The 22191-nt window shown below is 69.6% G+C and carries 14 protein-coding genes; 6 read left to right on the top strand and 8 right to left on the bottom strand.

Annotated features, from left to right (window positions below; genetic code table 11):
* Positions 1-8 precede the first annotated feature (8 nt).
* From QQM39_RS27720 to QQM39_RS27705, 3 genes are all read right to left on the bottom strand, one after another.
* Positions 9-422 carry a hypothetical protein gene (locus tag QQM39_RS27720; protein ID WP_302000272.1) on the bottom strand — a complete coding sequence of 138 codons (414 nt, stop codon included), beginning with the start codon at positions 420-422 and terminating at the stop codon, positions 9-11.
* A 108-nt stretch (positions 423-530) separates the two neighbouring features.
* Entirely contained in the window at positions 531-920 is a 390-nt protein-coding gene (locus tag QQM39_RS27715) for a hypothetical protein (RefSeq protein ID WP_302000270.1), read from the bottom strand.
* 913 nt (positions 921-1833) lie between these two features.
* Complete coding sequence (locus QQM39_RS27705; protein ID WP_302000269.1) at positions 1834-2460, bottom strand: TetR/AcrR family transcriptional regulator; 627 nt, start codon at positions 2458-2460, stop codon at positions 1834-1836.
* A gap of 218 nt (positions 2461-2678) precedes the next feature.
* Between QQM39_RS27705 and QQM39_RS27700 the strand changes: the two genes are divergently transcribed.
* The 4 genes from QQM39_RS27700 (at position 2679) to QQM39_RS27685 (ending at position 8628) form a co-directional block, all read left to right on the top strand.
* A complete protein-coding gene (locus tag QQM39_RS27700) occupies positions 2679-3599 on the top strand; it encodes an ABC transporter permease (RefSeq protein WP_302000268.1) in 921 nt (306 codons plus the stop codon).
* 127 nt (positions 3600-3726) lie between these two features.
* On the top strand, positions 3727-4536 hold the full coding sequence (locus QQM39_RS27695) for an ABC transporter ATP-binding protein (RefSeq protein ID WP_302003744.1): 810 nt from the start codon (positions 3727-3729) through the stop codon (positions 4534-4536).
* 163 nt (positions 4537-4699) lie between these two features.
* Positions 4700-6919 carry a CDP-glycerol glycerophosphotransferase family protein gene (locus QQM39_RS27690; protein ID WP_302000267.1) on the top strand — a complete coding sequence of 740 codons (2220 nt, stop codon included), beginning with the start codon at positions 4700-4702 and terminating at the stop codon, positions 6917-6919.
* Positions 6916-8628 (top strand): glycosyltransferase family 2 protein, encoded by a 1713-nt coding sequence (locus QQM39_RS27685; RefSeq protein WP_302000265.1) that lies wholly within the window; start codon positions 6916-6918, stop codon positions 8626-8628. Before QQM39_RS27690 ends, QQM39_RS27685 begins: the two co-directional genes overlap by 4 nt.
* On the opposite strand, the gene QQM39_RS27680 is transcribed toward QQM39_RS27685, so the two are convergent.
* Both QQM39_RS27680 and QQM39_RS27675 read right to left on the bottom strand, forming a co-directional pair.
* The gene (locus QQM39_RS27680; RefSeq protein ID WP_302000264.1) at positions 8537-9850 is read right to left on the bottom strand and encodes a hypothetical protein; all 1314 of its coding nucleotides are present in this window, start codon (positions 9848-9850) and stop codon (positions 8537-8539) included. The two genes, QQM39_RS27685 and QQM39_RS27680, sit on opposite strands and share 92 nt — an antisense overlap.
* A gap of 66 nt (positions 9851-9916) precedes the next feature.
* Positions 9917-14851, bottom strand: coding sequence for an NAD-glutamate dehydrogenase (locus QQM39_RS27675; protein ID WP_302000263.1), 4935 nt, complete (start codon positions 14849-14851; stop codon positions 9917-9919).
* A 952-nt stretch (positions 14852-15803) separates the two neighbouring features.
* Between QQM39_RS27675 and QQM39_RS27670 the strand changes: the two genes are divergently transcribed.
* Entirely contained in the window at positions 15804-16370 is a 567-nt protein-coding gene (locus tag QQM39_RS27670) for a DJ-1/PfpI family protein (protein ID WP_302000262.1), read from the top strand.
* A gap of 157 nt (positions 16371-16527) precedes the next feature.
* On the opposite strand, the gene QQM39_RS27665 is transcribed toward QQM39_RS27670, so the two are convergent.
* Together QQM39_RS27665 and QQM39_RS27660 are read right to left on the bottom strand one after the other, a co-directional pair.
* The gene (locus QQM39_RS27665) at positions 16528-17193 is read right to left on the bottom strand and encodes an HAD family hydrolase (RefSeq protein ID WP_302000261.1); all 666 of its coding nucleotides are present in this window, start codon (positions 17191-17193) and stop codon (positions 16528-16530) included.
* Between the two features lie 96 nt (positions 17194-17289).
* Positions 17290-17805 (bottom strand): hypothetical protein, encoded by a 516-nt coding sequence (locus QQM39_RS27660; protein ID WP_302000260.1) that lies wholly within the window; start codon positions 17803-17805, stop codon positions 17290-17292.
* A 342-nt stretch (positions 17806-18147) separates the two neighbouring features.
* Between QQM39_RS27660 and QQM39_RS27655 the strand changes: the two genes are divergently transcribed.
* Entirely contained in the window at positions 18148-18951 is an 804-nt protein-coding gene (locus QQM39_RS27655; RefSeq protein ID WP_302000259.1) for an Rv3235 family protein, read from the top strand.
* Positions 18952-19105: 154 nt separating this feature from the next.
* On the opposite strand, the gene secA is transcribed toward QQM39_RS27655, so the two are convergent.
* Positions 19106-21925 carry a preprotein translocase subunit SecA gene (gene secA, locus QQM39_RS27650; RefSeq protein ID WP_302000258.1) on the bottom strand — a complete coding sequence of 940 codons (2820 nt, stop codon included), beginning with the start codon at positions 21923-21925 and terminating at the stop codon, positions 19106-19108.
* Between the last annotated feature and the right edge of the window lie 266 nt (positions 21926-22191).

The following is a 22191-nucleotide window of genomic DNA, read 5'->3' as shown; positions in this document are numbered from 1 at the left end:
GAATTGAATCAGCGGCCGTCGCCCGGGCGGTCGTCCGGACCGCACGTGTCGGGCGCATTGTTCACCTGTTCGCAGGCAGTGACCTTGACGACGTAGTTGGTCGCGGAAGAGTCGCTGTACGTCTTGCTGTTGTAGATGTCCTTCGTGTTCCAAAGGCGAAGACCCTTGGTGTTCTTCCGGTCAAATTCCGAGTAGACGGCGGCGCCGTTCTCGAACTTGTCCTGGACGGCCACATTCTTGTTGCCGTTGCTCTTCAGGCTGTAGGCGTACGCCCACGGCGCGCCGTCGGATGCGCCTCCGGCCCTGAGCGTCGACGTCACGTCTTCGCCCGCGTCGGCAAAAGCTGTCGAGGAGGCTCCTGCGAGCGCGCCGCCGATGGCGATAGCAGCCACGGCCTTTCCGAATCCACGAACCATCTTCACGACGTCTCCCGTTTGTTGTGCAGAAACTACGAAGTGCCTGACGGCGTATTGAAGTGCCTGACGGCGTATTTCAGAGCGCGGCTTGCACAGCCGGGCTCCAGGACGGTGTCAGCGGCCGTCGCCGGGCCGGTCGTCCGGTCCGCAGTCGTCCACGTTGCCCGCGATGTCCCAGCAGGCGGTGACCTTCTGGACGTAGTTGCTGGTGGACGAGCCGCTGTACTTGGTCGTCCCCTTGTTGTCGTTGTCCAGACGCAGGCCGTGGGTGTTCACGCGGTCGTACTCCGTGTATGCGGAGTGCGTGCCGGACACCCACTTGATGGCGACGTTCTTGTTGCCGGCGGACTTCCAGCTGTAGGCATCGATCGCGATGCTGCCATCGATGTTCGTTCCGATGGACCTGAGATCTTCACCGGCACTGGCTACGGCCGGCGATGCGCCTGCGAACGCACCCAGAATTGCGGCAGCTGCCACGAACTTCCCGGCCTTCTTGGCGATCAACACAATACTTCTGCCTTCCGTTTGCGCGAGCCTTCGGCCGCACGAATGCGGCCGCGGTCGTCGCGGAGAACGGCCCCCGGATACGAGCACGAGCGAGGGAAGAAAACGCAGGCAAAGCCCCGTCTACATACGCCCCCGTGTACGCAAGGTGGGTCAGTTCCTCGCGATCTATTCAGACCCTAGAACACATGGATGGCTCGGTAAATAGAACTGCGGGGGAGGGCCGGCCATCCGTTCACAGACAGTAATAAGGATGAGACGGATCAACATCGGACAAATGTTTCGATGTATTCACGCCAACCCATGAGATTTGAGGAGCAGTTGAGCATGCGAACACGGTGTGCACATGCAATCGATGGTGTGACTTAAAGCACACATAATTGTGGGGCCTTGTCCTCATAAATCGGGCAATTGGCGCCTGTCTGCATTCATTGACTCCGTTACGCAGAAGGTAGCGGCCCCTTTCGTTCTCGCCACGCAGTCCGATTCTCAACGGCCCTCATTCGAGGCGGAGTTGGAGCCGTTTGAGGGGCGGCTTGCTTCCAATCGTCACTGTCGGTGTGCGGCGGGCTCGAACTCCCGGACGTCTTCCGGCGGCGACACGGACACGGTCGCGGTCGTGACCGGCGGGCCGGCCGGGGCGGCGTACGGCGTCGCCGTGCCCGAGCAGGGGAGGGCGGCGCTGGATATGCCGGTGCCGGGGTTTCGGCTACGAGTCGTTCAAGTACGTCAGCACAGCCGGCACCCTCCGATGCCCACCGCCACTGTCGTGGCCCTCGGGCAACAGGGCGTTGTCCTCGGCGGTCAGGACACTCACGGCGGCTCCGCCTCTACGCCGGCCCCCTTTACTCCGGCCCCGCACGCGCGCGGTGACGCCGCCTCGATCAACCGGCGGTCGCTGCGCGCAGCCCGCTCACAGCGCCTTGAGCGCCTCGGTGGTGGACCGGGCCAGGGCGTCCAGGTAGCCCTTGGGCAGCTTCGGGCTGCGGGCCACGACCATGCGCCAGTACAGCGGGCCCGAGATCAGGTCGAGAGCCAGTTCGTCATCGTGGCCCACGCGCACCTCGCCCCGCTGCTCCGCCCCGACCAGGATCTTGCTGGCGACGCCCTCCTGCCCCTGCTCCAGCGCCTTCTGCAGGGCCTCGGCGATCTCGGGGTTGCGGGCCGCCTCCGCCTGGAGGTCGGGGATGATCTGGGAGACCACGGGGTGCCGCAGGGCGCGCGAGGTCACCTCGTACAGCATCCGCAGGTCACCCTCCAGGGATCCCGTGTTCGGCGCCGGCAGCCCCATGACCGCCACCGCGGACACCACGTCCAGCACCAGGTGCAGCTTGGAACGCCAGCGCCGGTACACCGCGGTCTTGCCGACGCCCGCCCGGCGCGCGATGCCCTCTATCGACATCCGCGCGTAGCCGACGGCCGCCAGTTCCTCGAAGACGGCCGCCCGGATGGCCTCCGTCACGTCCTCCCGGAGTACGGCTGCGCCGGCGGGGGTACGGCGGCGCGGACGCGTGTGGGGCTGGTCGGCGTTCGTCGTCATGCGGGCAAGCATAGGGCGTTGCGACGATACGGTGCCGTCCCCACGCTGCCGTTACGCCGGTCACGTCACGACGAAACGGTTGCGTCCCGACGCTCTTTGGATCTACGCTCACGTTGCGACGATACGGTCCCGTCCCGACGTAAGAAGACGTGAAGAGTCACGTAAGAGAACGTCACCGCACGGCGCCGCACCCCTCCCCCCGAACGAAAGCAGCGGATGTGAGCCAGGTCCTCCACACACCGCCCCAGACGACACCCGCCCCGCCCGAAACCGACCTCGCGGCCCTCGCCGCCCGGCACGGCCTCTCGGTCAGCGGTGCCCGCCCCTCCCTGCCCGAGTACATCCGTCAGCTGTGGGCGCGCCGCCACTTCATCACCGCGTTCGCCACGGCCAAGCTCACCGCCCAGTACAGCCAGGCGAAGCTCGGCCAGGTCTGGCAGGTGCTGACGCCGTTGCTGAACGCGGCGGTGTACTACTTGATCTTCGGCAAACTGATGGGCACCAGCCGCGGTGTACCGGACTTCGTCCCGTTCCTGGTGACGGGGGTGTTCGTCTGGACGTTCACGCAGAGCTCGATCATGGCGGGCACCCGCGCGATCTCCGGCAACCTCGGCCTCGTACGCGCCCTGCACTTCCCGCGGGCCGCGCTGCCGATCTCCTTCGCGTTGCAGCAGCTCCAGCAGTTGCTGTTCTCGATGGCGGCCCTGGTCGTGATCCTGCTCTGCTTCGGCGTCCCGGTCGCCGCGTCCTGGGTGCTGGCGATCCCGGCGCTGGTGCTGCAGTTCGTCTTCAGCGCGGGCGTCGCGATGATCATGGCCAGGATGGGCGCGAGGACGCCGGACATCGCGCAGCTGATGCCGTTCGTGCTGCGTACCTGGATGTACGCGTCGGGCGTGATGTTCAGCATCAGCCACATGATGGCCAAGCACACGGACACGCCGTCCTGGGTGACCTCGGCCCTGCAGGCCAACCCGGCCGCCGTCTACATCGACCTGATGCGCTTCGCACTCATCGACAGTTTCCACCGGGACCAGCTCCCGCCGCACGTGTGGCCGCTCGCCATGGGGTGGGCGCTGCTCGCCGGCGTCGGTGGCTTCATCTACTTCTGGAAGGCTGAGGAGACGTACGGCCGTGGCTGACAACGCAAAGATCACCCGAGAGCCGCTCCCGCACGGGCCGGTCCCGCACGACGTCCTCCCGAACGAGCCGCTCCCGCACGGCCCGCTCCCGCACGAGCCACTCCCCCACGGCCCCGCCCCCACCGTCATCGCCGACAGCGTCGACATCGTCTACCGAGTCAACGGCACCGGCGCCGGCCGAGGCTCCGCCACCGCCGCCCTCAACCGCATCCTGCGCCGCCAGCAGACCGAGAAGGCGGCCGGCGTACGCAAGGTGCACGCCGTCAAGAAGGTCTCCTTCGTGGCGTACAAGGGCGAGGCCATCGGCCTCATCGGCACCAACGGCTCGGGCAAGTCGACCCTGCTCAAGGCGGTCGCGGGCCTGCTCCCGGTCGAGAACGGCCATATCTACACCGACGGCCAGCCCTCCCTGCTCGGCGTGAACGCGGCCCTGATGAACGACCTCACCGGCGAGCGCAACGTCCACCTCGGCGGCCTCGCGATGGGCATGTCGCGCGAGCAGGTCAGGGAGCGCTACCAGGAGATCGTCGACTTCTCCGGCATCAACGAGAAGGGCGACTTCATCACCCTCCCCATGCGCACGTACTCCTCCGGTATGGCGGCCCGCCTGCGCTTCTCCATCGCCGCCGCCAAGGACCACGACGTGCTGCTGATCGACGAGGCGCTGGCGACGGGCGACCGTTCGTTCCAGAAGCGTTCCGAGGCCCGGATCCGCGAGCTGCGCAAGCACGCGGGCACGGTGTTCCTGGTCAGCCACAACAACAAGTCGATCCGCGACACCTGCGACCGCGTCCTGTGGCTGGAGCGCGGGGAGCTGCGCATGGACGGCCCGACGGATGAGGTGCTGAAGGAGTACGAGGCCTTCACGGGTGACAAGCCGGCCAAGCCGGCCCCGAAGCCAAAGGCGAAGCCCGCCCCCGCCACCCTTCCCTCGTAAGCGAAGCCCGCCCCCGCCACTCTCCCTCGTGAGCCAAGCCCGCCCCCGCCACTCTCCCTCGTGAGGCGTAACTGCGGGTCACCCTTTCATCCCATTAGTGACACTATGTCCTAGGTCGGCCAAGGTGCGCCCGGCGCGATGAATCGGTGAAGGAGTCCCCGCGATGCCCGAGCTCAGCCTCATCGTCCACGGCCCCAACACCCAGGACCGCCTGACCGGCGTCCTCGCCTCGCTGGCCACGCACCCCCACCCCGACGTCGAGGTGATCGTGGCCGCGGTCGGCGCCTGGGCGCAGGAGACGGCAGGGGCGTACGCCCCCGAGATGCTGGTGCTGCCCCTGCCGGACGGCACGGACGACGCCACGGCCCGGTCGGCGGGGGCGGCCCGGGCCTGCGGCCGCTGGCTGCACTTCGTGCACGCCAAGGACGGCCTGCCCGCCGGCGCCCCGCGCACCATCGCCGAGCGCGCCGTGGAACTGCCGGACGACGTGGACGTCCTGCTCTTCGACCACGTCCGCTCCACCTGGGAGACCTCCGGCCTGCCCTCCGAGGACGGCCGCCTCCTGGCCCGGCCGGGCCGCGCCTCCCACGCCCTCGACGACATCGCCCGCACCGCCCTCCGCGTCACCCCCCTGCTGGGCAACCGCGCGCTGCGCACCCCCTTCTGGCAGGCGCACGAACACCGACTCACCACCCCCGACGAGCCGTTCGCCGCCTACGCCACCCTCCTCCTCGCCGACCACATCGCCGCCCTGAACCAAGTGGCGTACGAGCACCACGAGTTGCGCCCCGAGAGCCGGCCCCCGGTCACCGCCGAGGAGCGCTACGCCCTGATCGACCGCTACGACACGCTCCTCACCCTCGCCCGGAACCGCCCCGCCGCCCGGCCCACCGCCGGCCCCGCCCCCGACGCCGTCCTGTACGACGTCATGGTCCAGGAGTGCCTGCGCACCTTCGCCCGCACCGCCATGCCGGACCCTGTGGCCAGGGAGTTCTTCCGCCGCGCCGGCGAAGCGGCCGTCCGGCACCGCCCGCCCGGGCACCGTCCCCCCAACGGCCCCGAGGCCATCCGCCGCGCCCTCCTCGAAGAGAACGCGTACACCAGGTACCGCGCCTTCCAGGCCGCGAACCGCGCCCGCCGCGCCGCGAAGTCGGCCGTACGAACCCGCGGCCGCCAGGTGGCCACCGCCCTCGGCGACCACCACTACCGCAAGTCCCTCTCCCGCCCGGTCGACCCCAACCTGGCCGTGTTCGCGGCGTACTGGAACCGCGGGGTGGCCTGCAACCCGGCAGCCATCGCCGCCAAACTCACCGAACTGGCGCCGCAGATCCACCCGGTGTGGGTGGTGACCCCGGACAACGCGCCCCTCCTCCCGCCCCACACCGACCACGTACTCCCCGGCACCCGCCGCTACCGCGAGGTGCTGGCCACGGCGAAGTACCTGGTCAACAACGTCAACTACCCCAACGCGATCGTGAAACGCCCGGACGCGGTCCACCTCCAGACCCACCACGGCACCCCGCTCAAGCGCATGGGCGTGGACCAGATGGAGTTCCCTGCCGCCGCCAAGGGCCTCGACTTCCCGGCCCTGCTGGCCCGTATCGACAAGTGGGACTACAGCGTCTCCGCGAACAGCCACTCCACCCGCATGTGGGAGCGCGCGTACCCCTCACGCTTCGTCTCCCTCGACCACGGCTATCCGCGCAACGACGTCTTCTACACGGCCACCGCCGACGACATCCGCTCCGTCCGCGACCGCCTGGGCATCCCCCCGGCCCACCGCGCGATCCTCTACGCCCCCACCCACCGCGACTACGAGGCCGGCTGGACCCCCCGCCTCGACCTCGCCACCCTCGCCGACCAACTCGGCGAGGACACGGTCCTGCTGATCCGCGGCCACTACTTCTACGACGGCAGGCCGTCCCCGCTGACCGCCCTGCGCCGCACGGGCCGGATCATCGACGTCTCCGCCTACGACCCGGTCGAGGACCTGTGCCTGGCCGCCGACGCGCTGGTCACGGACTACTCGTCCATCATGTTCGACTACGCCAACCTCGACCGCCCTATCGTCATCTACGCCGACGACTGGGAGACCTACCGCTCCACCCGCGGCGTCTACTTCGACCTGCCGGCCGAGCCACCGGGCCAAGTGGCCCGCACCCAGCGGGAACTGGCGGAGATCCTGGTCACCGAGGCATGGCACGACGAGGGCGCGACGAAGGCACGGGCGGCCTTCCGGCGCCGCTTCTGCGAGTACGACGACGGACGCGCCGCCGAACGGGTCGTACGCCGTGTGTTCCTGGGCGAGAGCGAGGACGCCCTGCCGCCGGTGATCCCGCTGGAGGAACGCACGCCGGCGCCCAGCCCCCGGGAGGCGATATGAAACCGGATGTCACGCCCCAGGACACGGATGTCACACCCCAGGACACCACCGTCCCCGACGTCACGGTCACGGTGATCGTCTACAACGACGCGGCACGTCTGACCCGAGCCGTGGAGTCGGTACGCCGTCAGACCCACGCCGACATCGAGATCGTCATCAGCGACGACCACTCGACGGACGAAACACCGGCCGTGGCAAGGGAGTTGGCGTCCCGTGACCCCCGGATCCACTACCTCCGTCTCCCGCGCAACAGCGGCGGCTGCAGCGCCCCGCGCAACCGTGCCCTGGAGATCGCCCGGGCGCCGTACGTGATGTTCCTGGACAGCGACGACGATCTCCCCGACGACGCGGTGGAGCTGCTCCTCGCCGCCCACCGTGAGCGGGAGATCGACTTCGCGATGGGCGCGGTGGTGCGGATCCGGGAGGACGGCGGACGGCGGACGAAGTGGATGCCGCACCTGGTCGCCGAGCGCCGCACGGTGGTCGGCATCGAGTCCGAACCCCGGCTGCTCTTCGAGCACCTGTCGACGAGCAAGATGTACGCCCGCGCGTTCCTGGACCGGCACGACCTGCGGTTCCCGGAGGGCATCCACTACGAGGACCAGCTGTTCACGACGCAGGCGTACTGCCTGGCCAAGGAGTTCACGATCATCCCGGAGCCGGTGTACCGCTGGTACATCGCGCCGTACGCGGCCACGGACGCGGCATCGATCTCCAACCAGCGCCACCGGCTCGACAACGTCCGCGACCGTGTCCAGGTCCAGCGCCTCATCGACGATTTCCTCGCCGAGAGCGGGCACGGGGCGCTGCGCGAGGACAAGGACTACAAGTTCCTCAAGCACGACTTCCGGATGTACGCCGGGGACCTGCCGTACCGTGACGAGGAGTGGCTGGCCGGCTTCGCGGACCTCATGACCCCTTACCTGGAGACCGTGTCCCCCGCGGCCTACGCCCGTCTGCCCCGCGCGGAACGCGTGGTGCTCCAGCTGATCCGCGAACGCCGTTTCCCCGAGGCCCGGCTGGCGGCGCGGGGACTGGGCCACGGGGTGGCGCCGAGGCAGGTGACACCGGACGCCGAAGGCCACACGTACTGGGGCGACAGCCTCCCGACCACGGACCTGTCCCGCCGCGAACTGGACGTCACCGACCTGGAGCTGGACACCCGCCCGTTCCGCAGCGCCCAGTTCCGGCACGAGATCACGGAGATCACCCGCGGCCCGGGCGCCTCGATCGACCTCACTGTCCGGACCTACGACCCCGGCCTGCGCCTCCCGGTGGGCCCTCACCGCGCAAGCCTCCTCATCCGCCCCGGCCGGCACCGCCTCAGGACCCCGTTCCGCCTCTCCCCCGTCCGCCCCGGCGTCTTCGAAGGCCACGTCCACCTTGACCTGTCGTCGGCGCCCGTCCCCCTCCACGGCTTCGCCGGCGTCCGCCACCCGCTCCTGCGCATCGAGCACCAGGGCCTGGCCCATACGGCCGTACTCCTGGCCCCCCTGTCCTTCCCGCCCATGACGGCCCGCGTCGACTACCGCACCGGCGCGGCCCCGCACCGCGTCACGATCGAACCGGAGGGCCGCGGTCCGGGCCGCCTCCAGGTGCGGTGGCAGCCGGTGGGCGTCACGGCGAGGGTGGTGCGGCCGGTGGTGCGACGGATCGCGCGGCCGAAGGTGAGACGGGCGGCACGACTGGTGCGCAGCGCCCTGCGCTGAACCTCGTCACCGCCAGCGGAAGACCGATCACCGCGATCAGCCATACCGGGACGTACAGCCGGTCCAGCTCGACCGCCAGCGGATGCGCCACCGTCGCCGCGAACCCGGTCGCCCCCACCGCGATCACGCACAGCGCCACCGGCACCGAGCGCTGCCACACGCCCCACGCCCCCACCGCGAGCAGGAAGAGCAACAAGGGCGCCAGGGCCTCTTTCTGGAGCCACTGCTCCCAGTAGTGGCGATTGAGGCGGGCGAGGGCGGACCACGGGTCGGCGATCTCGGGCCGGGTCCAGTGCAGGGTGAAGGTGTCCTGGAGCGAGTCGCTCATGCCGGGCAGATCCAGTGCCCTGCTCAGCCCCAGCGCGACCGCCGTGCCGCCCGCCGACAGGCCGACCAGCCACCAGGTGCCGCGGTGCCGGGTCCGCCGGACGAACAACAGCGCGGCGCACGCCGCGGCCGCCAGGGCCGGTGCCGCCATCAGAGAACTCGAGTACCTGACGGCGAGCCCGAACACGAAAGCACCCGTGAACAGCAGCACCCCGGCCGGCACACGACGCTGGAGCAGCCATACCGAGGCCAGCAGCAGCGCGGTCAGCCCCGCGAGAGTCGGGCCTTCGGTGAGCGGTCGGCCGCCCCAGGAGGCAAGCGGTGTCACATACGACAGGATCTGGCCGAGTACGGCGGTGGGAGGCGGCGCCCGCAGCGCGCGGAGCAGCAGGTACACGAGGTATCCGGTCAGCGTGGTGAAGGCGAGGGCGACCAGCGTGAGTCCGGCCTTCGCACCGAGCAGCGCCACGAAAGGAGCGGCGATCAGCGGGTATCCGGGCCTGGTGTGGAAGATCCTCTCGTAGCGCGGGTCGGTGGGCTCCAGCCCGTTCGCGTACCTGTGCTCGCACCGCCGCGTGTACTCGGCCTCCCCGCCCGGGTCCCGGAACGCGAGCTGGTCGAGCCTGCGGTTGCGGTGGACCAGCCTGGCGGTGTCCGCGCAGTAGGCGGCCACCGCCTTCCGGGTGGCCTCGCCCGGGGTGTCGCCGAGGAACTCGTACGCCTCGCGGGTGTAGCGGTACGAGTCGTTGGAGAAGCGGGTCGCCGGGTAGCCGAAGACGTGCAGCAGCACGAAGGCGGCGGCGACGAGTGCGGGAAGCGCACGTCGCAGGCGGCGGCTTCTCCCGGTCCCCCGCTCCGCGGAGTCGGAGAGGAGGCCGGAGAGGTTGGCAGTCACCTCTCCAGCCTTAGCCGGAGGCGCCCCGGGCCGTCACAACCCGGGGCGCCCTGAAACTCGTACGGCCTACGAGTGCGTCCGCAGCAGCGTCCGCATGGTCCGCATGGCCACCGAGAGGTTGGCCAGGTCGAAGGCCTCCGAGCCCTGGATCTCCTCCAGGGTCGTGCGGGCCCGGCCCAGAATCGCCGCGTTCTTCTGCTCCCACGCCTTGAAGCGCTGCTCGGGTGTCGCGGTGCCGTTGCCAGCCGCCAGGACGTCCGAGGTCAGGGCCGCGTGGGCGGCGTAGAGGTCCTCGCGGATGGAGGCGCGGGCCATGGACTGCCAGCGGTCGGCACGGGGCAGCTCGATGATGCGGTCCATGAGCTGGGTGATGTGGAGGCGGTCGGCGAGGTCGTAGTAGACCTCGGCGACGTCCATCGGGTCCCGGCTCATGCGGTCGGCCACCGAGACGATGTCCAGCGTCGGGAAGGCGGAGGAGAATCCGGCCACCCGGGTGGCGAGTTCGTCCGGGACGCCGGCGCCGGACAGCTCGTCGTAGATCTGCTGGTACCAGTCGAGGTCCGCGCCGCGCAGCAGCTTCGGCAGCTGCGACCAGACCTGCTCGACACGCTCGGCGAAGAAGTCGACGGTGTCGACGAGCTCCAGCGGCTGCGGCCGGTTGTTGAGCAGCCAGCGCGTGCCGCGCTCGACGAGTCGGCGCGAGTGCAGCCTGATCCGGGTCTGGACGTCGGCCTGCGCCTTGTTGTCGAGCGCCTCGACCGCGTCCCAGACGGCCGCCGAGCGGAAGATCGCGCGGGCCACGGTCTGCGCCCGGACGATCTCCTCCAGCGAGGCACCGGTCTCCTCGCGCAGCCGGTGCAGATACGTCGTACCGCCCGTGTTGACCGTGTCGTTGACCAGCACGGTCGTGGTGATCTCACGGCGCAGCGGGTGGCTGACGAGGTGCTCGGGGAACCGCTCGCGCAGCGCGCTCGGGAAGTACGAGTGCAGCAGGGTGCTCAGGTACGGGTCGTCGGGCAGCGAGGTGTGCAGCAGCTCGTCGGCGATCGTGATCTTCGTGTACGCCAGCAGGACGGCCGTCTCCGGGCCGGTCAGGCCGTGGCCGGCGGCGAGGCGTTCGCGGATCTGGCGGTCGGTGGGCAGGAACTCCAGCGCACGGTCCAGGTGGCCCTCCCTGACCAGGTGCTTCATGAAGCGCTGCTGGGCGTGGAGCATGTCCTTGGACTGGGCGAGGGCGTTGGCGATCGCCGTGTTCTGGGCGTAGTTGTTGCGCAGGACCAGGTGGCCGACCTCGTCGGTCATCTCGGCGAGCAGCTTGTTGCGCTGCTTGACGGTCATGTCGCCGTCCGCGACCAGGCCGTTGAGCAGGATCTTGATGTTCACCTCGTGGTCGGAGGTGTCGACGCCGGCGCTGTTGTCGATGGCGTCGGTGTTGATCTTGCCGCCCTGCCGCGAGAACTCGATCCGGCCGAGCTGGGTCAGGCCCAGGTTGCCGCCCTCGCCGACGACCTTGACGCGCAGGTCGGCGCCGTCGACGCGGATCGGGTCGTTGGCCTTGTCGCCGACGTCCGCGTGGGTCTCGGTGGACGCCTTGACGTACGTACCGATCCCGCCGTTCCACAGCAGGTCCACCGGCGCCTTGAGGATGGCCTTCATCAGCTCGGCCGGCGTCATCTTGGAGACCTTGCCCTCGATGCCGAGGGCTTCGCGGATGTGGGCGTTGACCTGGATCGCCTTGGCGCTGCGGGGGAAGACGCCGCCGCCGGCCGACAGCAGCGCGGTGTTGTAGTCCTCCCAGCTGGAGCGCGGCAGCTCGAAGATGCGGCGGCGCTCGGCGTAGGAGGTGGCCGCGTCCGGCTTCGGGTCGATGAAGATGTGCCGGTGGTCGAAGGCGGCGACCAGGCGGATGTGCTCGCTGAGCAGCATGCCGTTGCCGAACACGTCACCGGACATGTCGCCGATGCCGACGACCGTGAAGTCCTCGCTCTGCGTGTCCACGCCCAGCTCGCGGAAGTGCCGCTTGACGGACTCCCAGGCACCGCGGGCGGTGATGCCCATGCCCTTGTGGTCGTAGCCGGCCGAGCCGCCGGAGGCGAAGGCGTCCCCGAGCCAGAAGTTGTACTGCTCGGCGACTCCGTTGGCGATGTCGGAGAAGGTCGCGGTGCCCTTATCGGCGGCGACGACGAGGTAGGTGTCGTCCTCGTCGTGCCGGACGACGTCGGCGGGCGGCACGACTTCCCCGGCCACCATGTTGTCGGTGATGTCGAGCAGCGCCGAGATGAACGTCTTGTAGCTGGCGATGCCCTCCGCCAGCCACGCGTCCCGGTCCACGCTCGGGTCCGGCAGCTGCTTGGCGACGAAGCCGCCCTTGGCGCCGACCGGCACGATGACGGTGTTCTTCACCATCTGCGCCTTGACCAGCCCGAGGATCTCGGTGCGGAAGTCCTCACGCCGGTCGGACCAGCGCAGACCGCCGCGCGCGACCTTGCCGAAGCGCAGGTGCACGCCCTCGACGCGCGGCGAGTAGACCCAGATCTCGTACGCCGGGCGCGGCGCGGGCAGGTCGGGGATGGCCTGCGGGTCGAACTTCATGGAGACGTAGTCGTGCGGCTGGCCGCCCGCCGCCTCCTGGAAGAAGTTCGTCCGCAGCGTCGCCTTGATGACGGTGAGGAAGGACCGCAGGATCCGGTCCTCGTCGAGGCTCGCCACCTGGTCGAGCGCCGCGTCGACCTCTTCGAGCAGCGCGTCCACGATCTCGCGGCCCGCGCTCTGGCGGTCCGGCGACATCCGCGCCTCGAACAGGGAGACGAGGAGGCGGGTGGTGTGGACGTTGTCGCGGAGGGTGTCCTCCATGTAGTCCTGCGAGAAGGTGGAGCCCGCCTGCCGCAGGTACTTGGCGTACGCCCGCAGCACCATCGCCTGCCGCCAGGTCAGCCCGGCACTCAGCACGAGGGCGTTGAAGCCGTCGTTCTCCGCCTTGCCGGTCCACGTCGCGGCGAAGGCCTCCGAGAACCGCTCGCGCGCGTCGTCGCCGAGATAGTCCCCGGCGCCCGCCGACCTGGGCATGCGCAAACCGAAGTCGTAGATCCAGGCGACACTGCGGTCGGAGCAGCGCAGTTCGTACGGCCGCTCGTCCACGACCTCGACGCCGAGCCGGCTGAGGACCGGCAGCACCGCGGACAGGGAGACGGCCGCGCCCTTGCGGTAGATCTTGAACCGGCGCTCCTCGGGGGCAGCGCCGACCGGCTCGTACAGGCTCAGCGAGAAGTTGTTCTCCTCGGTGAGCTGTTCGAGGTGGACGAGGTCGGAGACCGCGGAGCGCGGGCCGTGGTCGGCCTTGTAGCCCTCGGTGAAGGCGCCCGAGTAGCGGCGCAGCAGCTCGGCGGCGCGCTCCTCGCCGAGTTCCGCGTTGAGCGCGTCGGCGAACCCGTCGGCCCAGGAACGGGCGGCCTCGACGAGACGCGCCTCGATGCGTTCCTTGTCACTGTCGCTGAGCTGCGGCAGCTCGGTGCCCTGCGGGACGCGGACGACGAAGTGCAGCCGGGAGAGGATCGACTCGGTGTTCCAGGCGGTGAAGTCGACGCTGGTGCCGCCGAGTTCCTCCTTCAGGATGTCGATGATCCGCAGGCGTACGCCGGTGGTGTAGCGGTCGCGGGGAAGGTAGACGAGGGCGGAGTAGTAGCGCCCGTACTCGTCCTGGCGGAGGTAGAGGCGCAGCCTCCTGCGCTCCTGGAGGTAGAGGACGGAGGTGGCGATGCGCTGGAGCTCGGGGACCGGGGTCTGGAAGAGCTCGTCGCGCGGGTAGGTCTCCAGGATCTGGAGCAGGTCGCGCCCGTCGTGGCTGTGCGGCGAGAACCCGGCGACCTGCAGCACATCGTCGACCTTGCGCCGGACGACGGGTACGCGCCGGACCGACTCGGTGTAGGCGGCGGAAGAGAACAGACCCAGGAAGCGCCGCTCGCCGACGACCTCCCCGTTCTCGTCGAACTTCTTCACGCCGACGTAGTCGAGGTACGACGGCCGGTGCACGGTCGCCCGGCTGTTGGCCTTGGTGAGGATGAGGAGCTTGTGCTCGCGGGCCTTGGCGCGGGCGTCGGCGGGCAGCCGCTCGAAGGACGGGCTGACCGGGTGGCTGTCGGTCTCGGAGTGGTGCGGGTCGGAGCGCAGGATGCCGAGGCCGGTGCCGGGCACGGCGGCCAGCGAGTCGTCCTCGCGCAGCTCGTACTCGCGGTATCCGAGGAAGGTGAAGTGGTCGTCGGCCAGCCAGCGCAGCAGTTCGCGGGCCTCCTCGATCTCCTGTTCCCGCAGGTCGGACGTCGGCTCCCGGGGCAGTTCGTCGGCCATGCGCAGGGCCGCGTCCCGCATCTTGCTCCAGTCCTCGACGGCCTCGCGGACGTCGGACAGGACGCGCAGCAGGTCGGCGGTGATCTGCTTCAGATCGGCGCGGTCGGTCTCACGGTCGATCTCGACGTGGATCCAGGACTCGGTGTGCGTGTCGTGCGGCAGCTCGCCGGCGGGCGCCTCGGGCAGCACCTCGATGAGCTTGCCGGTGACGTCGCGGCGGACGCGGACCTGCGGGTGGATGACCACGTGGATCCCGCGACCCTGCCGGGTCAGCTCGTTGGTCACCGAATCGACCAGGAAGGGCATGTCGTCGGTGACGACTTCGACGACGGAGTGGCTGCAGGTCCACCCGTTCTCTTCCACGGTGGGCGTGTGCACCCGCACGTTGGCCGTGCCCTGGGGGCGGTTCTCGGCCAGACGGTAGTGCGAGAAGGCGGCTCCGAAGATGTCGACCGGGTCGCGGTCGCTGAGGTCCTCCGGTGCGGTGTGCAGGTAGTAGCGCTGGAGGAACGCGAGCACGGTGTCGTGGTCCGGGGTGCCGGCGGTGCTCTCGTCCGTCGTCCCGGTCGGTAGATACCCCCCGACCGGGCTGTTCTCAGCTACCCGGGCGGCCCTCTCGAGCAGCTCGGCCTTGGCTTCGTCCAGCTTGGTCTGCATTGTCCTCTGGCTCCTGTCGCGCGCCGTTGCGTGACGTTGAAGGAAGTTCGGTCTCTTCCCCTCCGGCGTAACGCCGCGACGCGGGGTGTCCGGTCTGCTTCGACGCTATGCCGAGAGGTGAGATGAGCGGGGATATATGAGCCAATCTTGAGCTGCCCACGGGGTGTGACGCCGCTCTCTGCGGAGCCCGGGCCCAAGGTGTGCATGGCGTCCCGGGAGCCCTTACGCCCCCCTCCCGCCCGCGAAGACCAGCGACCGCCGCCCGGTCACGGATGTCGTCCGTGCTCGCCGGGCGCAGGGCAGGAGCAACAGTGCTCCCGCGAACTATCGCGCTGATCACGCCACTAAGGCTATCGCTCCTTACAGGGGGTCCGTCATGAGCCGTATGTGTACAAAACCGGGGGTGGAACTTTGACGTTCTGCACAGGGGCAAAGGGGGTGGGTAGGGCGTAACTGGCGGGGTGGGATACGGAGGGGGAGGGTGGAGGGTGGGGTTGACACGGCGGCCGAGCCAGAAACCCGAGCCGGAGACAGGCCATCCGGAGGCAACCCGTGTCCGAAAACAGCTGTGCGCTACAGCCGCCGAGGAACGCCCACCCACACAGCGGCAGCGGCAGCGGCAGCGGCAGCGGCAGCGGCAGCGGCAGCGGCAGCGGCAGCGGCAGCGGCAGCGGCAGCGGCCGAACGGCTGCACGGCGCGCTTGGCTGCGGGCAGTCGTGCCGCTGGGGCGGCACGGGCGGGCGCAGGCGGCACCCCGCAAGCGCCGGGCTGCGCGACCCACCCCGCCCCGGCAGCAACACCGGGCACCCAGTAATCACCGGCAAGCGAAACCCCCCGAACCCAGCACCCCCGCGACGCACGGCCCCTTGGCAAGCCCCCGCCCCCGAGGCACGTTGCCCCTAAGGCCCCGACGGAGACGCAGACCACGGCAAAAAGAGGAGCGCACCCGACATGACAGCGAAAATCCTCATCGTCACCGGCGACGCCGCGGAGTCACTGGAGGTCCTCTACCCCTACCAGCGCCTCCGCGAAGAGGGCTACGACGTCCACATCGCCGCCCCCACCCGCAAGAAGCTCCAGTTCGTCGTCCACGACTTCGAACCCGGCTTCGACACCTACACCGAGAAACCCGGCTACAGCTGGCCCGCGGACCTCGCCTTCTCCGAGGTCGACCCCGGCGACTACGTCGCCGTCGTCATCCCCGGCGGCCGAGCCCCCGAGTACCTCCGCAACGACCCCGAACTCCGCAAGATCCTCAAGTCGTTCTTCGACGCCGACAAACCGGTCGCCCAGATCTGCCACGGCCCCCTGCTCACCGCCGCGATCGACAACCTCCGCGGCCGCCGCGTCACGGCGTACCCCGCCCTGGAACTGGACATGCAGGCGGCCGGCGCCACCTTCCAGGACGCCGAGGCCGTGGTCGACGGCACCCTGGTCTCCTCCCGCGCCTGGCCGGACCACTCCGGCTGGATGCGCGAGTTCCTGACGGTACTGCGCGCGAAGGCACCGGTGACGTAACGGGACGGCTGGTTGGATGCGGGCGGCGGTGCCGCTGGGGCGGCCCGAGGGGGCCCGGGGCGCTCCCCGCTCGGAGAGCTGTGGGGAGGCACCCCGCGCGACCACCGCCGCCCAGCCCCGCCGCCGGGCACCCCGCAAGCGCGCCGCGCCTGCTCGCTTACGCCGCCAGCCGCTCCGCCTCCGCGACGGCCTCCCCCAGCGTGTCCACCACCGGCACCCCCACCCCCTCAAGGCTCGCCCGACCGTGCGACCCCCCGGTGTAGAGCACGGCCCGCGCCCCCACATGCAGTGCCGCGACCGCGTCGTCCGCCGCGTCCCCGATCACCACCGTGCGAGCCGGATCCACGCTCACGAGCGCCTCGATGTGCCGCACCATGTGCTCGGCCTTGCTGCCCCCGGACGGCCCGGTCCGCCCGTCGACGCGTATGAAGTGCTCCTCGATCCCGAACCCCCGTACCAGCGGGACGAGTTCCTCATGCCCGTACATGCTGAGGATCGACTGGCTGCGCCCGGCCGACCGCCACTCCACGAGCAGCTCCGCCACACCCTCGGTGAGCCCGCATCTCACTCGGTGCTCCGTGTAGTACCGGTGGAAGGTCTCGTCCATGACCTCCCACTCGACGTCGGTCGGCAGCCGACCGAGCAATCGCTCGTAGAACTTCGGCACCGGCACGCAGTACATCGCCCGGTACTGCTCCATCGTGATCGGATCCAGCCCCAGCTCGGCGAACGCCGCGTTCGTCGCCCCGATGATCGCGTCATTGTCGTGGAACAGCGTCCCGTTCCAGTCCCAGACGATGTGCGCCCCTACCTGCTTCCCCATGCCAAAAACCGTACCCGCCACCACTGACAATCAAGAGAACAGCAGGTCAAAGAGGCACCCGGGCGCACATCCGGATGTCGGGGGACGCCGCCGGGCTCAGTCCCCCAGCCCCACCAGATTCGGAATCTCCTGAGTCGCGTACCACAGCAGCTCGTGGTCCTCGGCCCCGTCCACGACGAACTGCGCGTCGTCGTCCCCGCCGTCCGCCGCCTCCAGCGCCTCGGCGGCCGCCGCCACGTCCGCCTCCGCGTCACCCGAGTCGACATGCACGGCGGCCGCCTTGGCCAACGCCACGCCCCCGGCGATCCGCACCTCACCCAGCGCCGACGGATCCAGTCCCCGGTCGGGATCGGCGACCGCCGCCCCGTCGGGCACGTCGACGGCGACGACGACCCGGCGCCGCGCCGCCCCGGACTCCGCCGCCAGCAGCCGCAGCGAGGCCAGCGCGGCCCGGTTCAGCGCCGCGTACTCCAACTCCTCGATGTCGTCGGAGAGATACCACTCGCGCAACGCGGGCGTGACGCCGTACGCGACGAGCGGCCCGGTCCCCAGCTCACCCGTCTTGTAGGCCTCGGCGAGACCGGGGAGGGTCAGGGGGACGTAGACGCGCATGGCTGACCACTTTCGTCGTTCGTAAGGCTCCGCAAGGACTCGGCAGGGCGGGTCCCGCACCTCCGGTCCCGCACCTCCCGGACGGCCTTCAGGATACGTGCGGGCGTCCCCTTTCGAGTCCCCACCACCACCTCGCCCGGCGTCCACTCCGGTCCGGAAACTCACCCGGTGCAGGCCCGCCATCGCGGCCTTCCGCGTCCGTGCGTCACCCAGATAAGTGAACATTCCGGCCGCCCGCCCCGAGCCCCCGCTTCCTTGCCGTCGGCACCCAGAACCCCGTACAAGATCACCGACCGAGAAGTTACTGCCCGGTATCACCCGGGTTCAGCGAACGGGGATTCCATGAACAAGGTCATGACCAGGGCTCAGCACCGCCCCGGCACCCGCCCGCCCAGCCGCCGCGACACCCGCCGCCCCGGCGGGATCCCGCCCCGCACACCGAGCCACGGCGCGTCCCGTACGACGTCGCCCGAGGGCCGCCCACCGAACTCACCGGGCACGCCGGAAACCCTCACCCGCACAAGGCCCACCGACAACCGGCCGCCCACCACTGCGGGGAGCATCGCCGCGCCCGCCCATTCCCACCCGCGGGCAGCGGTGTCCGCAGACAGTCACGCCGTCGGGCTAGCCCCCGTCCCAGAGCGGGGCGGCACCCCGCCGACGCCGGTCCACGCGGCCCACCCGACCGCCCCAGCCCCGACGTGGGGCGCCCCGCAAACTCCGGCGAGGCAAGCGACCCAAGGGGCTCACACACCCCACCTCGTCCCGGCGCAGGCCTCCCCAAGGCCGATCGCCCAGATCCCCCAACCCCGCCCCACCGACGTCTTCGCCGACCGCCTGCTTCTGGTCCTGAGCGGCCAGCGCCCCGTCCACTCGATGCTCCGCCACACCGCCGGCCGCGCCTACGACGAACTCGCCTGGCTCGCGGAACGCGGCCCCCTGCGCGCCCGCGGCACCCGCCCCGTCGTCCGCGACATCGGATACTTCGAGCCCCGCCCGGGAGCCATCGAGGCCTTCGCCCGCATCGGCGCCGGCGACCAACTGCGTGCCATGGCCTTCCGCCTGGAGCAGGGCGGGGACCTCCGCTGGCGCTGCACGGCGGTGGAACTGGGTGGCCCGCGCAGGCCACGCCCCGCCGACGACTGACCGACGCGACGGGCCACCGCGAGCCACCACGAGGGGTCGCCGCGAGCTGCAGCGGGCCACGCACACCGAAGGGCCGGGCCCCCATAGGAGACCCGGCCCTTCCAGTCGCTACGACGCCACAGGTACCGGCACCGTCACCGTCTTCCCGACAGCGCTACTTCTTGCGGCGCCGACCACCACGCGACTGCTTGCGCCGCTCCGCGCGCGTGAGGCCGTCGGCCTCGGAACGCACCGGCTCGTCGTCGTTGGTGAAGTCGCCCTCGACGATGTCGCCCTCGCCGTCCACCTTGGGCGCGGTGTAGTGCAGCCGGTCCGGACGGCGCGGGGCCTCGAGGCCCTTGGCACGGATCTCGGGACGCGCGCCCGCCTGCGCCGGCACCGCGTCCTTCTTCTCGAGGTCGGCCACCGGCTTGGTGTCCTCGACCGGGACCTCCTCGACCTGCTGCTCGACCTGGACCTCCAGGTTGAACAGGTAGCCGACGGACTCCTCCTTGATGCCCTCCATCATCGCGGTGAACATGTCGAAGCCCTCGCGCTGGTACTCGACCAGGGGGTCCTTCTGCGCCATCGCGCGCAGGCCGATGCCCTCCTGGAGGTAGTCCATCTCGTAGAGGTGCTCGCGCCACTTGCGGTCCAGGACCGACAGGACGACCCGGCGCTCCAGCTCACGCATGATCTCGGAGCCGAGCTGCGCCTCACGCGCCGCGTACTGGTCGTGGATGTCGTCCTTGATGGACTCGGCGATGAACTCGGCGGTCAGGCCGGCGCGGTCGCCGGCCGCCTCCTCCAGCTCCTCGATGGTGACCTTCACCGGGTAGAGCTGCTTGAACGCGCCCCACAGCCGGTCCAGGTCCCACTCCTCGGCGAAGCCCTCGGCGGTCTCCGCGGCGACGTACGCGTCGATCGTGTCGTCCATGAAGTGCTGCACCTGCTCGTGCAGGTCCTCGCCCTCCAGGACGCGGCGCCGCTCGCCGTAGATGACCTCACGCTGGCGGTTGAGGACCTCGTCGTACTTCAGGACGTTCTTACGGGTCTCGAAGTTCTGCTGCTCGACCTGCGACTGGGCGGACGCGATCGCGCGCGTGACCATCTTGTTCTCGATCGGCACGTCGTCCGGGACGTTCGCCATCGACATCACGCGCTCGACCATCTGGGCCTTGAACAGGCGCATCAGGTCGTCACCGAGGGAGAGGTAGAAGCGGGACTCGCCCGGGTCGCCCTGACGGCCGGAACGACCGCGCAGCTGGTTGTCGATACGACGCGACTCGTGCCGCTCGGTGCCGAGGACGTAGAGGCCGCCGAGGTCCTTGACCTCCTCGAACTCCGCCTTGACCGCCTGCTCGGCCTTCTCCAGGGCGGCGGGCAGGGCGGCGGCCCACTCCTCGATGTGCTCCTCGGGGTCGAGGCCGCGCTGGCGCAGCTCCGCCTCGGCGAGGTCGTCGGGGTTGCCGCCGAGCTTGATGTCCGTACCACGGCCGGCCATGTTGGTGGCCACCGTCACGGCACCCTTGCGGCCGGCCTGGGCGACGATCGTCGCCTCACGGTCGTGCTGCTTCGCGTTCAGCACCTCATGCTGGATGCCGCGCTTGCTCAGCTGCTGCGACAGGTACTCGGACTTCTCGACCGACGTCGTACCGACGAGGATCGGCTGGCCCTTCTCGTGCTTCTCGGCGATGTCGTCGACGACCGCCTCGAACTTGGCGACCTCGGTGCGGTAGATCAGGTCCGACTGGTCCTTGCGGACCATCGGCCGGTTGGTCGGGATCGGGACCACGCCGAGCTTGTAGATCTGGTGGAACTCGGCGGCTTCGGTCATCGCCGTACCGGTCATGCCGGAGAGCTTGTCGTAGAGGCGGAAGAAGTTCTGCAGGGTGATCGTGGCGAGGGTCTGGTTCTCGTCCTTGATGTCCACCCCTTCCTTCGCCTCGATCGCCTGGTGCATGCCCTCGTTGTAGCGGCGGCCGGCGAGGATACGGCCGGTGTGCTCGTCGACGATCATGACCTCGCCGTCGATGACGACGTAGTCCTTGTCCTTCTTGAAGAGCTCCTTCGCCTTGATGGCGTTGTTCAGGTAGCCCACCAGCGGCGTGTTCACCGACTCGTAGAGGTTGTCGATGCCCAGCCAGTCCTCGACCTTGGCGACACCGGACTCGTGGATGGCGACCGTGCGCTTCTTCTCGTCGACCTCGTAGTCGCCGGTCTCCTCGATGCCCTTGAGGGGGTTACCCGCCTCGCCCTTCTTCAGGCGCGTGACCAGCTTGGCGAAGTCGCCGTACCACTTGGTGGCCTGGTCGGCCGGGCCGGAGATGATCAGCGGCGTACGGGCCTCGTCGACGAGGATGGAGTCGACCTCGTCGACGATGGCGTAGTTGTGCCCGCGCTGGACCAACTCGTCCTTCGACCACGCCATGTTGTCGCGCAGGTAGTCGAAGCCGAACTCGTTGTTCGTGCCGTAGGTGATGTCGCAGTTGTACTGCTCGCGGCGCTGGGCCGGCGTCATGTTGGCGAGGATGCAGCCGACGGACAGACCCAGGAACTTGTGGACGCGGCCCATCATCTCGGAGTCGCGCTCGGCCAGGTAGTCGTTGACCGTGATGAGGTGAACGCCGTCTCCGGAAAGAGCGTTCAGATACGCGGGCAGCGTGCCGACGAGCGTCTTGCCCTCACCGGTCTTCATCTCGGCGACGTAGCCGAGGTGGAGGGCGGCACCGCCCATCAGCTGCACGTCGTAGTGCCGCTGCCCGAGGACACGCTTGGCGGCCTCGCGCACGGTGGCGAAGGCCTCCGGGAGCAGATCATCCAGGCTCTCACCATCGGCGTACCGCTGCTTGTACTCATCGGTGAGGGCCCGCAGCTCGGCGTCGGAGAGGTCGACGAAGTCCTCTTCGATGGAGTTGACCTGGTCCGCGATGCGGTGCAGCTTGCGCAGGATCTTGCCTTCGCCTGCACGCATGATCTTCGAGAGGACGGACACGGGGGTTGGTCTCCTTGCCGGTCGGGCCTGGGACGGTCGGTTTCCATTTGACTTGACTGAGCAACGGCCATCGTATGCGAGGACCCCGCCACGCCGGGAGCCTGCCGGTGACGCCGACCGTCCGATGCTTCAAATCTCCGTCAAAGGGGACAACGGCCGGGGGTCGCAGATGGTGCCGCGTTCCGCCGACGAATTGCGCGAAATGCGATCACACGCTCACACACCGCTCGGTAAAAAATGGCACTTGCTACGCCCCCCGGAGCAGA

It is taken from the genome of Streptomyces sp. DT2A-34, assembly GCF_030499515.1.
GTDB lineage: Bacteria > Actinomycetota > Actinomycetes > Streptomycetales > Streptomycetaceae > Streptomyces.
This window is presented reverse-complemented; position numbering and strand designations above follow the sequence as displayed.